The sequence below is a fragment of the Streptomyces viridosporus genome (genome assembly GCF_002078235.1).
GTDB lineage: Bacteria > Actinomycetota > Actinomycetes > Streptomycetales > Streptomycetaceae > Streptomyces > Streptomyces viridosporus.
This window is the reverse complement of the sequence record NZ_MSGP01000780.1, coordinates 1-746: the sequence shown is the minus strand read 5'-3', so window position 1 is coordinate 746 and position 746 is coordinate 1. Positions and strand designations below refer to the sequence as shown.

At 76.8% G+C, this 746-nt stretch carries 1 pseudogene; it reads left to right on the top strand.

The features are described 5' to 3' along the window. A pseudogene (locus tag B7L92_RS37440) lies at window positions 1-713 on the top strand (condensation protein); the annotation flags it as partial. Window positions 714-746: the final 33 nt, after the last annotated feature.

Here is a 746-nt window from a genome sequence, read left to right as displayed (position 1 = left end):
CCGCCCGGGGGTGCCGGGGGCCACCCGGGCGGACCCCCGGCAACGGCCAGCTCCTCACCGAACTGCCGCTCCCGCACCGGCCGAAGGGCTCCCCGTACACCGTGAACGACCAGCTCATGGTCGCCACGGCCCTGACGGTCGCCCACTGGAACCGGGAGCGCGGGGCCGCCCGCCGCCCCCTGCGCATCACCATGCCGGTGGACGACCGGCCCCGGGACACGGCCATGCCGATCGGCAACGGCACCCGGCTCGTGGACGTGTCCTTCGCACCGGACGAGCTGGACTCCGTCCCGATGCCCGAGCTGCTGCGCCGCACCGCCCTGCGCACCCGCGCGCTGAAGTCCCTCCCCCGGCCCCAGCTCGGCCACGGCGCCGCCCTGCTCACCGCGCCCTGGGCACCGGTCGCCTGCCGTGCCGCCCTCACCCGTGCCCTGCGCCGGGCGGCGGCGCCCTGGACGTCGACCACGCTGCTCAGCAACATCGGGCGGATCCCGTACCCGCTGGACTTCGGCGAGGAGGCGGGGCGGGCGCACGCCGTGTGGTTCTCGGCGCCGGCCCGCATGCCCCGCGGTCTCACCTTCACCACCGCCTCCACCGCGGGCCGGCTCCATCTGGCCCTGCGCTGGTCCCGCACGCTGCTCGGCCCCGGCGACGGCGCACAGCTGCGCGATCTCTTCGCGCACCACCTGCACACCACGGAGGCGACCCCGTGACGACCACGCCGACCACCCCGACCGCACCGGCCA